We start from the raw sequence: 12,529 nt of genomic DNA on the forward strand, positions 1-12,529 counted from the left end.
TTTCTCAGCCTCCACTTATTTTTATCAAAGATTATTCTGTATAGTATAGCAAACAACAAGCACCCATTCCAGTGTGAGTTGCAATAATCGGCACTGTCTCTCGAACAGTAACCTCGATTTCTGGATAAAGTTCTTTTAGTTTTGCTAATAAGCGTTCTACTTCTTTGCCAGCATCGACATGAGAAATTCCAATTCGCTTAACTTTCGGTCCCCGTGCCATCTCATCTAAAATCTTATCCCATTCTTTATGCATCGATTTAATACCCCGGCCTTTTGATTCAATATGAATTTGACCATCATACACATGGAGCATAACCTTAATGTTTAACAGGTTAGAAATAGCACCAGCAAATTTGCTGATTCGTCCACCAGCAACTAAATTATCAAGGTTATCAATTGCCAAGTAAAGTTCAGATTTACTAAGTACTTCTTTCATCTTAGCAATTGCATCCTCAACGCTGCCACCGTCTTCAATCACTTGGGCTGCTTCAAGGATTTCAAAGCCCATTACTTGATCGGTTGACTGGGAATCGTAGACTGTAACTTTTGTCTTTGTCATTCCAGCTGCTTGTTCAGCCGCGTGGACGGTCCCACTAATTGATTCCATCATTGTAACGCATAATACTTCACTACCATCTTCGCCTAGCTTATCAAACGCATCGACAAACTTTCCAATTGGTGGTTGGGAAGTTTTTGGTAGTGACTTAGCATTCTTCATCATTTCAGGGAACTGTTCGTTTGTAATTGTTTCACGCTCAACGTATACCGTCCCATCGATCATTACACTTAATGGTATAATTGTAATGTCATATTTTTTAATTTCTTCATCAGTTAATCCTGCTGATGAGTCACAAACAATTTTTATCTTTGCCATGAAACTTACCACTCTTCCTGAACAATTTGTGCTATAATTATCTAGTATTGAGAACTAGATAATTTATTTCAAGTACTATTATACTCAATTTTATCTAATTTTGTAGGATCAATTACTATTTATTTAGTATAACAAAAATATTTTAAAAATTCATTGGTCTTTGGAAAGGGGTTTTTTGATGGATACACAAAAAGAGACAAGAGATCGGCGCACTTTATTAATAGAAATCGGTAATGCGGTTACTCATGGGATAGGGGCAGGACTATCGATTGCTGGCTTGATCTTGTTAATTATCAGAGCTGTTCATACTGGTAGTCCCATGCGAATTGTTACCTTTACTATTTACGGAAGTGCTTTAATTCTTTTTTACCTTTCGTCAACCTTATTTCATGCCTTGATCTTTACACGAGCCAAACGGGTTTTTCAAATTCTCGACCATTCAATGATCTTTGTGCTTATTGCCGCGACTTATACCCCCTATTGTTTAGTTAGTATCCGCGGCTGGTTAGGTTGGACAATTTTCGGAGTGATTTGGAGTCTATCGGTTATCGGAATCGTGTATAAATGTATTTGGTTAAAACATAAAAGTAAATATTCAACCATTATTTACATTCTTATGGGTTGGCTATGTCTAGTCGCCTTCATGCCTCTCTGGCGTGCGCTTGGTCCAGTTGGCTTCGGCTTGCTCCTACTAGGAGGACTCTCCTTTACACTTGGGGCCCTCTTTTACAGCCGGCCAACGGCATATACCCATTTGATTTGGCATATTTTTGTCCTCATCGGCACGATATTAATGTATTTTTCAATTCTTTTATACGTTTAGTTCCCATTCTTCAAAACGACAAACTAGCTGGTCATCTTTTTCATAATTATTACGGTTTACTAAATGCCAACGGTCATAATCGATCGTTGGCATTTTTGTATCTCCAACAATTTGCTTATTTATCACCGTTCGTGTTAGCTTTGTCGCCATTGGGAGTAATTGCTGATAGATCGTTGCCCCACCGATTACAAAATATTCGTTTGGATTTGACTTAAGATATTCTTTAAGGGCAGCTAAAGAATGAACGACTTTCACTCCTTCAGCATCTATGTTCTGACTGGTAAGCACAATATTTTCCCGTTTAGGTAACGGTTTATTGCCAAGCGAGGCAAAAGTTTTTCGCCCCATTATAATTGGGTGACCAGTAGTTTTTGTCTTAAAATGCTTCATATCAGCCGAAACATGCCATGGAATTGTATTATCTTTGCCAATCCAGCCATTTAAATCTTCAGCCCAGATTAAATTCAGCTCACTCATTTTGAACCACTCCTTTTAAACTGCTACAGGAGCCTTGATTGCCGGCTCATGAGTATAGCCTTCTAACTTAATATCAGTCATTTCATATTGATCGATTGGTTTTGGTTCAGCAGGTAAAATCAATTTAGGAGCTTCATGAGGTGTTCTTGTCAGCTGTTCTTTAACTTGATCAAGGTGGTTCAGATAAATGTGAGCGTCCCCTAATGTATGAACAAACTCGCCAGGTTCTAGACCGCATTGATGAGCAATCATATGCGTCAATAAGGCATAACTAGCAATATTGAATGGAACCCCTAAGAAGATGTCGGCACTCCGTTGATAGAGCTGACAACTAAGCTTTCCATCATTAACATAAAATTGGAACATTGTGTGACATGGAGGGAGAGCCATGGAAGGAACATCTTCTGGGTTCCAAGCTGAAACAATCATTCGCCGTGAATCTGGAGTAGTTTTAATCTGCTGGATAACGTTATCGATTTGATCAATTGTGTCGCCTTGACTCGTCTTCCATTTTCGCCACTGACTTCCATAAACAAGCCCTAAATCGCCATACTTTTGGGCAAAATCATCATCTTCAAGAATTCGCTGACAAAATGCCTTCTTTTCTTGAAGATAGACCTGCTTAAACTCTGGATCTTTAAGCCAGCGGTGACCAAAGTCTGTCATATCTGGGCCTTGATATTCAGCACTTTCCACCCACTTCTTAAATGCCCATTCATCCCAAATATGATTCTTGTGTTGAAGTAAGAAGCGAATGTTAGTGTCACCTCGTAAAAACCATAGTAATTCACTCTTAATCAAACCAAATGGGACTTTCTTGGTAGTTAAAATAGGAAAGCCTTTACTTAGGTCAAACCGCATCTGATATCCGAAAACAGACTTAGTACCAGTTCCTGTCCGATCACCCTTTTGATGTCCATTCGTCAAAACATAACGAATTAAGTCTAAGTATTGCTCTTCATTTATATTTGTTGCCATCCTTATGTTCCCTTCCTTTACTCGTCAACGTATGTGCTTAAATACTCCCAACGAGCTGTTTTTTCATCAATTTTTTCTTGTATTTCATTTAGCTGCTTCTGTAACTTAGCAATTTTCGTATAATCGCTTGCTGCTTCAGCCATTTCATTTTCTAATTGCTGATGCTGTTGATCAAGGGCGTCTAATTCTTCATCAATATGATCCCACTCGAGTTGTTCAGCATAAGTAAGTTTTGTTTTTTCTTTCTTAGCTGGTTCTTGCTTACTTACCTGCTTTTTTGCAAGGGCTTTTTGATCATTTTTAAGCTCTTTATCCTTATCTGCTTCTTCCTTTTTAGCAGTTAAATAATCAGTAAACCGTCCCGTATAACGCTCAATATCTCCATTCCCGTTGAAGACTAGCAAATTGTCAGCCACTTTATCTAAGAAATAGCGATCATGAGAAACCGTAATTACAGTTCCCGCAAAATTATCTAGGTAATCTTCAAGAACTGTTAATGTTCCAATATCAAGGTCGTTAGTTGGCTCATCGAGTAGTAAGACATTAGGCTGCTGCATTAAGATCTTTAAGAGGTATAATCGCCGCTTTTCACCCCCAGAAAGCTTTCGGATCAAAGTACCATGCATAAAACGAGGGAATAAGAAGCGTTCTAATAATTGGGTAACGCTGAGCTTATTGCCATCCTTATCAGTAACATTATCTGCAATTTCAGACAAGAAACTAATCATCCGCTTATCATTGTCAATTCCTTCTGTTTGCTGGGTATAATACCCTAACTTAACGGTCTCCCCAATCTTAAGGACACCACTATCTAGGGGGACGCGTTGGGCAATCACGTTTAATAAACTCGTCTTACCCGCCCCGTTTTCACCAGTAATTCCAATTCGGTCGCCTGCCTGAACCAGCCAATTGAAGTCATGGAGGATTTGGTGATTATCAAATTTTAAGTTAGCATCCTTAAATTGAATAACATCTTTCCCTAGACGTTGTGATCCGAGATTGATAGCAATATCTTCATCGGTTTTAAGATTACCGATTTTTCCTTCTAATTCGTGGAACCGATTGATTCGCCCTTTTTGTTTTGTGGAACGGGCTTTTGCACCTGTCCGCATCCAGGCTAATTCTTTTTTATATAGCTGTTGATTCTTTTTCTCAGTATCTTTAGCTAACTCTACTCGTTCCGCCTTTTTTGCTACAAAGTCCTGATAATTTCCCTCGTAGTGATAAAGTTTACCAAAAGATAGCTCCCAGATATGATTTGTAATTTGATCAAGGAAGTACCGATCATGGGTAACAACGAGGACAGCACCCTTATAACTGCGAAGGAAATCCTGGAGCCAAACTACCGAATCAAGGTCTAAGTGGTTAGTCGGTTCATCGAGCAATAAGAGGTCTGGCTGTTGAATTAAGACTTGCGCTAACCCAACCCGTTTCTTTTGTCCTCCAGAAAGTTGAGCAATCTTTTGACTTACATCTTTTATCTTTAACTGGGTCAGAATCGTCTTCACCCGACTATCTGCTTCCCATGCATCTTCTTGGTCCATCCGTGCCTGCATTTTTGTGTAACGGTCGATTGCTTGTGGATCTTCTGGGTGCTTTGTGAAGCGTTCAAGTGCCAGCTCATATTGGCGAATCGTTTCAAAGACTGGTTGTTTACCTTCAAAAACAGCTTCCATGATTGTTTTGTTTTCATCAAGTTCAGGCTGCTGTTTTAAATAACCGATCGTGTAATCATTAGGCTTAGTGATCTGCCCGCCGCCTTCTGGGTTTACTTCCCCACTAATTACGTTAAGAAGACTGGTTTTTCCACTTCCATTAACACCAATCAGTCCAATTCGATCATTTTCATTGATAATAAACGAAATATCATCAAATAAGGTCTTCTCACCGTATGTGCTGGTTAGACCCTCTGCACGCATTGTTTGCATATTATCCCTCTTTCGTTATCTCTTCTACTTTTTCTAATAAGACTGTAGCATTGTTAGCTATCTCACCATTTACCACTGCCAGCGTTAATTGCTGAAGAATCTTCCCCATCAATGGTCCCGGTTTTACCCCCGCTTTGGTAATTAATACTCGACCATCAATTGCTAATTCTTTAGCGTTTTTAATTGGTAACTTTTGATAAGCTTTTTGCAATTCTTCATCATCAATTGCCCATCCATATAACTTAGCTACTTGGTTAGCATCATGGAGGGCTGTTTCACCGGTATTAAACATTAGTGTTGGTGTAAGCGCACGTTGACGAATTGCTTGGACTGCTGGAACTACTTTTTTGACCTGCGCAATTAAATCATTTGCTGTCTTCCACTTCTTTAAGAATTTACCAATTTCTTTTTGATCAAGCTGGAGTTGTAAGCCTAAAACTGACCATAATTGAGCCTCATTTTCCAAATGCCATTGGTTAAGGATTAATAAAGCCGATAAAGCAGCTTGAGCATTTTCCAACCCTGGACAATATTGATACAATCCAGTCGCAATAAAATCTTTTAAGCCCGCTACTGGATTTTGACCCAACAATAGTTTTTCTAACTCAACCCGGATTCGTTCAACTGCAATTTTTTCTAATAATGGTGCATTTTCTTTGATTCCTTTTAACGTTGCAGTATCAATGACAAAATCAAGCTTACTTGCAAAACGCACGGCCCGCATCATCCGTAAAGCATCTTCATGAAAACGTTCATTAGGGTTGCCAACCGCTTTAATAAGATGTTTTTGCAGGTCTTCTAGTCCGTCAAATAGATCAATAACTTCCCCATCTTCACGTAAGGCGAGGGCGTTGATTGTGAAGTCTCGACGCCGGAGATCTTCACTTAATGAACGAACAAAAGTTACTTTATCAGGACGGCGGTAGTCTTGGTAACCTGACTCGGTTCTAAAAGTAGTTGTTTCATATCCCGTTCCATGGTCGAGAATCATAACTGTACCATGTTCAATTCCGGTATCAACAGTATGGTTAAAAATCGCCTTTATTTCACTAGGGTAAGCACTCGTCGCTATATCTATATCATGAATCTCATCATGCAAGATAGTGTCACGGACACAACCGCCAACAAAATATGCTTCGTAGCCAGCCTCCTCTATTTTTTGTAAGACAGGTCGTGCTGGTTCAAATATAGCTGGTAATTGTTTTATTTTCATTTAATCATGTCCTCATTTTGATAATCAAAGTTGATTATAACAAATTAAGTTACTACTAAAAAGAGACAGGAAGCGTAAAGAACGGCTAAAATCGTTAACGTTTCCTGTCTCATTTAAATTAAAAATTATTTGTAATCTTCATATTGGTCATAGAGATCTTGCATTTCAGTGTCTGTTGGGACTAACCGGAGATAGTGTTCCAATTCATCCATTAACTTATCAGTTTCACCAGTTTCGCGGTAGTAATTAATTAATTCTTTTAGGAATGTTGGATTTTCACTATAAGCCGGCAAAGCAGCTTCATAATATTTTCCGGCTAATTCAAGCTGGTCAGTTCGTTGATATGACCGTGCTAGATTCCAATATAATTGTGGATCTGTTTCATCTTCTTTTACCAATGGACTCAGGAGCTTAATATTTGCCTCATCATCGTGTTGGTGAAGCAAGAAATTACTATATTGCAAGGTGATCGTCATATTCTCTGGAGCAAGTTCATGTGCCTTTACCAAGTATTTCTTCATTAACTTTTGATCACCAAGGTGGCTGGTAATTTCAGCTGCTAATGAATAAAGGTATTCATTGTATTGATCAACACTGAGCCCTTCTTGGACAACTCGTAATGCCTGCTGATACTTATTTTCCTTTTCATACGCCTTTGCTAGTTCAGGATAAGCAGACGCATATTGGTTATCATCGTTAATAAGATCCTCTAAAATTTTTATTGCCTTTTCAGTATCTCCTAATTGAAGTTGGGTCAGCCCCTTTTGGAAACGAATATCACTAGTCTGGTATTCCGGTTTAACCTGATTGAAGTACCCTAAAGCCTTCTTAAACTGACCGCTCTGAGCGTAACAAATCCCTAGACGTCCAGCTATATCAACTTTTGCAAAGTCAGTATACCCATTTTTAATTAGTTGGAAGTAATATTGGATTGCTTCAGAATATTGGCCAACCATAAAGTAAAATTCACCAAGCGCAAATTCAACAGCTGGTTCATCGGGAGCCAACGCGTAAGCTTCTTTTAACTTTTCCTCCGTCACTTCAAATTCTTCTTCGGTTTGATATAAGTCCGCTGCAACCAGTAATGATTGAACATAAGCTGGCGAGTCTGGTTTAATCTGGGCTAAGTACGATAAAGCTTCGTCATTATGTCCTTCATCAATTGCAATCGTCGCTAAATTAGTCTTTAATTCATCTTCATCTGGATAACGATCTAATAATTTTAAGTAAATCGTTCGTGCCTGTTGAAGAAAGCCTAATGCATATAATTCTTCTGCAAGGCTAAATAACATATCATCATCATCATTAATTAGTGCGAGTTTAAATGAGTTTTGGGCTTCTTTTAACTTTCCTGCTTCTAATTGATCAAGCATTTGTTCTGAGTAGGTCATATTATGCCCTCCTTTTACTATCATTTTAAATATATCACAATCGATGATTTTAAGCATTGAACAAGTCTTTAAAAAGAAAAGAGACTGGGAAGGGTAGTTTCTTTCCTAGTCTCTTTTTAACATTTAACTGTTAATTACTTAACAGCGTCCTTTAAAGCTTTACCAGGCTTGAATGCTGGTACCTTGCTTGCAGGAATGTTGATTTCTTCTCCAGTTTGTGGGTTGCGGCCCTTACGTGCAGCACGTTGACGTACTTCGAAGTTACCGAAGCCGATCAATTGAACCTTTTCACCCTTAGCTAAAGATGCTTGAATTGAACTGAAAACAGCATCTACAGCTGCAGTAGCATCCTTCTTGGTTAAGCCAGTTGCAGTAGCAACATTGCTTACTAATTCTGCTTTGTTTGCCATGTTGTTTCACCTCCCACAAATAACGAGAGTGTTAAACTCACGTCTGTGAATGTTAATTTTGAGTGGTCCAAAATTAACGAAATAACTACGAGAAGTTCGTATCATTTCATTGTTAAGATTAGCATAGTGAAAGCCTGCTGACAAGCGGTTTTCTCAACTTCTAGCCGCATTTTTAATGTTTTTTCATTTTACAATGAATTCTTTAACTTTTACTGCCGTTGACGCTTGATTAAATGGATCGGTGTACCAGAAAAGTCAAAGGCTTTCCGAATTTGATTTTCCAAATAACGCTCATAGGAGAAGTGCATTAACTCTGGATCATTAACAAAGATAACAAATGTTGGTGGTTCGGTTGCAACCTGTGTCCCATAGTATACTCGCAAACGCCGACCATTTTGTGTTGGAGTCGGATTGGCAGCAATTGCATCCATCAAAACATCATTTAAGACTGCCGATTGGATCCGTTGACGGTGGTGTTGATATACTTCTTCGATTAATCCCGGTAATTGATTTAACCGTTGCTTTGTCTTCGCCGAAACGAAAATAATTGGTGCATAACTAAGGTACTGGAATTCTTGTCGAATCAAATTAGTGAAGTCTGTCATCGTTCGGTGATCTTTTTCTTTTAATGTATCCCACTTATTAACGACGATAATAACCCCACACCCTGCTTCGTGGGCATATCCAGCAATATGCTTATCTAATTCGCGAATACCTTCTTCTGCATTTAGGACAACAAGTACAACATCACTATCATCAATTGCCCGCATGGAACGCATTAATGAATAACGCTCAGTGTTCTCATAAATTTTTCCTTTTTTGCGGATTCCAGCAGTATCAACCATTGTAAATTTTTGTCCATCTGCTGTTTCAAATTGAGTATTAATGGCATCACGGGTAGTTCCGGCAACGTTAGATACAATTACCCGGTTCTCACCTAAAATTGCGTTAACTAGTGATGATTTTCCGACATTAGGACGACCGATAAAGCTAAAGTGAATGGAGTCGTCTTCATCATTAGCGGCGTTATCAGGAAACTCTTTAATAACAGCATCCAAAAGGTCACCCATTCCAATACCGTGAACACTTGAAACAGCATATGGCTCCCCTAAACCAAGGGAATAATAATCATAAATATCACTACGGCGTTCTGGATTATCGACTTTATTAATGGCTAAGACCACTGGTTTATTGGAGCGATATAAAATTCGTGCTACTTGCTCATCAGCATCAGTTACACCGTTTTCTACATCGGCAACGAAGATTATTACATCTGCTTCATCAATAGCAATTTCTGCTTGTTGACGAATCTGTGTCAATAATGGTTGATCTGATATTTCAATCCCACCAGTATCAATCATGCTAAAATGTTTTCCTAACCATTCAGCATGAGCATAAATACGGTCTCGAGTAACTCCAGGAGTATCTTCAACAATTGAAATCCGTTCTCCTGCAATACGATTGAATAATGTTGATTTTCCAACGTTTGGACGACCAACAACTGCTACGATTGGATTTGCCAATCTTTCCACCTTCTTTCATTTTATTTTAAATGATTAAAGAGGGAGTGGGAAAGAAGTCGCTTGCGACTTCGTCTTCCCACCCCCGCGAGGATGGCTAGGCGTTCCGGACGTTGATTTATCAACGTTCGGAATCCAGCCAGCTACCGCGCTACTGTATAAATACCTTTAAAAAAGTAAAGAGACTGAGTTAATTCCCAGCCTCCCCTTAAAAGATAATTAATTTAAGAAACTAGTTCCGTAGGTCCTTAAGCTTGTCACCAATTAAGTCACCCATTGAGAAGCCACTTTCTTCTTCTGGAGCGTTATTCATGAAGCTCCGGTTGTTATTGTTACGACGTGAACGACGACGACCACGGTAGTTTTCACCGTTGTTATTGTTGTTTTCGTCTTCCTTTGGACGTTCTTCAAGAGCCTTCATTGATAAGCCAAGACGTTGGTGTTCAGGATCAACATTGATTACCTTAACTTGTACTTCTTGACCTGGCTTAAGAACATCTGCAGGTGTAGCAATGTGCTTGTGTGAGATTTGTGAAATGTGAACTAAACCTTCAACACCAGGGAATACTTCAACGAAAGCACCAAAGCTAGTCAAACGCTTAACAGTACCAGTTAATACGCTGTCAACTGGAGCCTTTTCTTCAATATCATCCCATGGTCCTGGTAAAGTTTGCTTAATGGATAATGAAATCCGTTCACGTTCAGGGTCAACGCTTAATACCTTAACCTTAACATCTTGACCAGCAGTCAATACATCAGAAGGCTTGTCAACGTGATCGTATGAAATTTCAGAAACGTGAACTAATCCATCAACGCCGCCAAGGTCAATAAATGCACCGAAGTTAGTCATCCGTGCAACTTTACCTTCAACAACATCACCTGGTTGTAATTCAGCAAATACCTTTTCAGCAGCCTTTTCGTGTTGAGCTTGAATAATTTCCTTGTGTGAAAGAATCAAACGGTTTTCGCTTGGTTCGATTTCAACAATCTTAAATTCAAGTTCTTGACCCTTAAATTGATTAAGGTCTTCAACATAGTGATCAGTAATCATTGAAGCAGGGACGAAGCCACGAACTCCAGCATCAACGACTAATCCACCCTTAACAGCTTGAGTGACTTTGGCGGTAATGTGTTCACCTTCATCAAATTTCTTTTGAATGTCATCCCATACCTTACGGGCTTCAAGACGACGGTGAGAAAGAAGGTAGCTACCATTTTCCTTATCGTTACCGATCTTAGAAATGACAACTAAGTCTAATTCGTCACCTACTTTTACAGCATCATTGATGTCTTCAACTGGCTTGGTTGATAATTCCTTAGCAGGGACGACACCTTCAACCCCTGCATCTTTAATACCAACGATAGCTTGACGATCGTCATCGATTGCCAAAACTTCACCCTTGACAACATCGCCCACCTTAACTTGTTCAATGCTATCAAGCGCTTCTAACATATCGTTTTTATTTTCGTTGTTTTCAGCCATTAAAAAAAATCCTCCTTGCAACAATCAACTCTAAAAGATATTTTACTAAAATTTGTTTCACATTTCCAGTATTTAGGCTAATTCATCTTGTGTTTTTTTAATTATTTTACTGATTTCACTCACAACTTCATCAATTGTCATATTTGTTGTATCCAATTTGATTGCATCAGGTGCTTGTGTAAGAGGTGAAACTTTTCGTGTTGAGTCTTTTTTATCCCTTAATTCAATTGCTTTTTGTAATTCTTCAAGCGATGTTGTATTAATCCCTTTTGCCTGGTTTTCAGCATATCGCCGTCGTGCCCGCTCATAGGCACTCGCTACCATGAATATCTTTACAGATGCTTGTGGTAAAACAGTTGTACCAATATCCCGTCCATCCATTACAATTCCACCACTTTCGGCAATTTGCCGCTGTTGCTTAGTCATCTCTTCGCGAACAGCTGGAACTGCCGCCACAGCAGATACATTTGCTGCTACTTTCGGCAACCGAATATCATGAGTCACCTCTTTACCATCCAAGAAAACTCTTTGTTCAGTTTCACCAGGTTCAAAATCAATTTTTATTTGCCGAGCAATTTCAGCAACCTTTGTATCATCTTTAGGATCAATGCCCTGGTTTAATGCTGCTAATGTAACAGCTCGGTACATTGCGCCGGTATCACAATAGACATAATTAAACTTTTTTGCTACTAATTTGGCGACCGTGCTCTTTCCTGCTGAGGCCGGACCATCAATTGCTACTTGCAATCTCTTACACATTATTAGTTATTCACTCCTCTATTTTCAATCCAATACACTACTTTATCAGAAAATTGCTGCTAATACTCTATTTTTAACGATAACGGTTTGTATTTTCTGTATTATTATTGTAGCGATTATAGGTTTGGTTATTGTTATAACGCTGCTGATAACTACTGTAGCGATTAGGAGTAGTCCGGTTTTGATACCCATTACCATAACGATAACTACTACTATATCGATAATAGCTACTACTGCTTTGCGGAGCACTATAACTTTGGCTGGTTTGCGTCGAACTTGATTCCTCAATACTTGAAGAAGAGGATTCGCTACTGCTTACACTAGATTCCTTCTTTGAATGCTCACTAGAGGTACTCGAACTGTGAGATTCTTTTTTTTTACTATTTTCAGAACTAGTAGCTACTTGTTCAGTTCTCACTGGATGATTGAAGGACTGTTTATTATTAATCCAATAAATAAGTGGTGTAGCGGCGAGAACAATAATTAACACGATTAAGATCGTAGTAATCATTGAATTATGTGATCGTTGCTTACGGTGTTCCGTTCGTGACAAATGGCCATCACTATCAAGATCTTCGTTATCTGTAAACTTTTTATCCCATAATTCATCATTAGCTCGTCGGCTCTCTTTCCGTTCCTCACTCAAAGTAATCATGCCTCCTTATTTTGAGAA

The 12,529-nt window shown here is 38.9% G+C and carries 12 protein-coding genes; 1 reads left to right on the forward strand and 11 read right to left on the reverse strand.

Going from position 1 to position 12,529, the window contains the following annotated elements; translation table 11 throughout:
* Positions 1–31 precede the first annotated feature (31 nt).
* The gene (locus LMB56_RS06255) at positions 32–874 is read right to left on the reverse strand and encodes a DegV family protein (protein WP_153701982.1); all 843 of its coding nucleotides are present in this window, start codon (positions 872–874) and stop codon (positions 32–34) included.
* Between the two features lie 178 nt (positions 875–1,052).
* On the opposite strand from LMB56_RS06255, the gene trhA reads away from it, so the two are divergent.
* Positions 1,053–1,697, forward strand: a complete 645-nt coding sequence (gene trhA / locus LMB56_RS06260) for a PAQR family membrane homeostasis protein TrhA (protein WP_229283602.1) — start codon at positions 1,053–1,055, stop codon at positions 1,695–1,697.
* On the opposite strand, the gene LMB56_RS06265 is transcribed toward trhA, so the two are convergent.
* The 10 genes from LMB56_RS06265 to LMB56_RS06310 form a co-directional block, all read right to left on the reverse strand.
* Positions 1,686–2,174, reverse strand: coding sequence for a dihydrofolate reductase (locus tag LMB56_RS06265; RefSeq protein ID WP_229283601.1), 489 nt, complete (start codon positions 2,172–2,174; stop codon positions 1,686–1,688). The genes trhA and LMB56_RS06265 overlap by 12 nt on opposite strands.
* A 15-nt stretch (positions 2,175–2,189) precedes the next feature.
* A complete protein-coding gene (locus LMB56_RS06270; protein WP_229283600.1) occupies positions 2,190–3,152 on the reverse strand; it encodes a thymidylate synthase in 963 nt (320 codons plus the stop codon).
* A 17-nt stretch (positions 3,153–3,169) separates the two neighbouring features.
* Positions 3,170–5,080, reverse strand: a complete 1,911-nt coding sequence (locus LMB56_RS06275; RefSeq protein WP_229283599.1) for an ABC-F family ATP-binding cassette domain-containing protein — start codon at positions 5,078–5,080, stop codon at positions 3,170–3,172.
* A 1-nt stretch (position 5,081) separates the two neighbouring features.
* The gene (locus LMB56_RS06280; RefSeq protein WP_229283598.1) at positions 5,082–6,293 is read right to left on the reverse strand and encodes a CCA tRNA nucleotidyltransferase; all 1,212 of its coding nucleotides are present in this window, start codon (positions 6,291–6,293) and stop codon (positions 5,082–5,084) included.
* Between the two features lie 125 nt (positions 6,294–6,418).
* Positions 6,419–7,684 (reverse strand): tetratricopeptide repeat protein, encoded by a 1,266-nt coding sequence (locus LMB56_RS06285; RefSeq protein WP_229280050.1) that lies wholly within the window; start codon positions 7,682–7,684, stop codon positions 6,419–6,421.
* 134 nt (positions 7,685–7,818) lie between these two features.
* Positions 7,819–8,094 carry an HU family DNA-binding protein gene (locus LMB56_RS06290; protein ID WP_003666054.1) on the reverse strand — a complete coding sequence of 92 codons (276 nt, stop codon included), beginning with the start codon at positions 8,092–8,094 and terminating at the stop codon, positions 7,819–7,821.
* A gap of 209 nt (positions 8,095–8,303) precedes the next feature.
* Positions 8,304–9,617 (reverse strand): ribosome biogenesis GTPase Der, encoded by a 1,314-nt coding sequence (gene der, locus LMB56_RS06295; protein WP_229280049.1) that lies wholly within the window; start codon positions 9,615–9,617, stop codon positions 8,304–8,306.
* A gap of 229 nt (positions 9,618–9,846) precedes the next feature.
* Complete coding sequence (rpsA, locus tag LMB56_RS06300; protein WP_003666049.1) at positions 9,847–11,097, reverse strand: 30S ribosomal protein S1; 1,251 nt, start codon at positions 11,095–11,097, stop codon at positions 9,847–9,849.
* A gap of 72 nt (positions 11,098–11,169) precedes the next feature.
* Positions 11,170–11,856: a (d)CMP kinase gene (cmk, locus tag LMB56_RS06305; RefSeq protein WP_229283597.1), complete on the reverse strand. Its 687-nt coding sequence runs from the start codon at positions 11,854–11,856 to the stop codon at positions 11,170–11,172.
* 73 nt (positions 11,857–11,929) lie between these two features.
* Positions 11,930–12,502, reverse strand: a complete 573-nt coding sequence (locus LMB56_RS06310) for a hypothetical protein (RefSeq protein WP_042746293.1) — start codon at positions 12,500–12,502, stop codon at positions 11,930–11,932.
* Positions 12,503–12,529: the final 27 nt, after the last annotated feature.

Source organism: Limosilactobacillus reuteri (assembly GCF_020785355.1).
Lineage (GTDB): Bacteria > Bacillota > Bacilli > Lactobacillales > Lactobacillaceae > Limosilactobacillus > Limosilactobacillus reuteri_I.

What these genes read in the sequence shown, in the direction of transcription:
- LMB56_RS06255 (WP_153701982.1), bottom strand. Translation starts at nt 874, where the DNA reads ATGGCAAAGATAAAAATTGTTTGTGACTCATCAGCAGGATTAACTGAT.
- trhA (WP_229283602.1), top strand. Translation starts at nt 1,053, where the DNA reads ATGGATACACAAAAAGAGACAAGAGATCGGCGCACTTTATTAATAGAA.
- LMB56_RS06265 (WP_229283601.1), bottom strand. Translation starts at nt 2,174, where the DNA reads ATGAGTGAGCTGAATTTAATCTGGGCTGAAGATTTAAATGGCTGGATT.
- LMB56_RS06270 (WP_229283600.1), bottom strand. Translation starts at nt 3,152, where the DNA reads ATGGCAACAAATATAAATGAAGAGCAATACTTAGACTTAATTCGTTAT.
- LMB56_RS06275 (WP_229283599.1), bottom strand. Translation starts at nt 5,080, where the DNA reads ATGCAAACAATGCGTGCAGAGGGTCTAACCAGCACATACGGTGAGAAG.
- LMB56_RS06280 (WP_229283598.1), bottom strand. Translation starts at nt 6,293, where the DNA reads ATGAAAATAAAACAATTACCAGCTATATTTGAACCAGCACGACCTGTC.
- LMB56_RS06285 (WP_229280050.1), bottom strand. Translation starts at nt 7,684, where the DNA reads ATGACCTACTCAGAACAAATGCTTGATCAATTAGAAGCAGGAAAGTTA.
- LMB56_RS06290 (WP_003666054.1), bottom strand. Translation starts at nt 8,094, where the DNA reads ATGGCAAACAAAGCAGAATTAGTAAGCAATGTTGCTACTGCAACTGGC.
- rpsA (WP_003666049.1), bottom strand. Translation starts at nt 11,097, where the DNA reads ATGGCTGAAAACAACGAAAATAAAAACGATATGTTAGAAGCGCTTGAT.
- cmk (WP_229283597.1), bottom strand. Translation starts at nt 11,856, where the DNA reads ATGTGTAAGAGATTGCAAGTAGCAATTGATGGTCCGGCCTCAGCAGGA.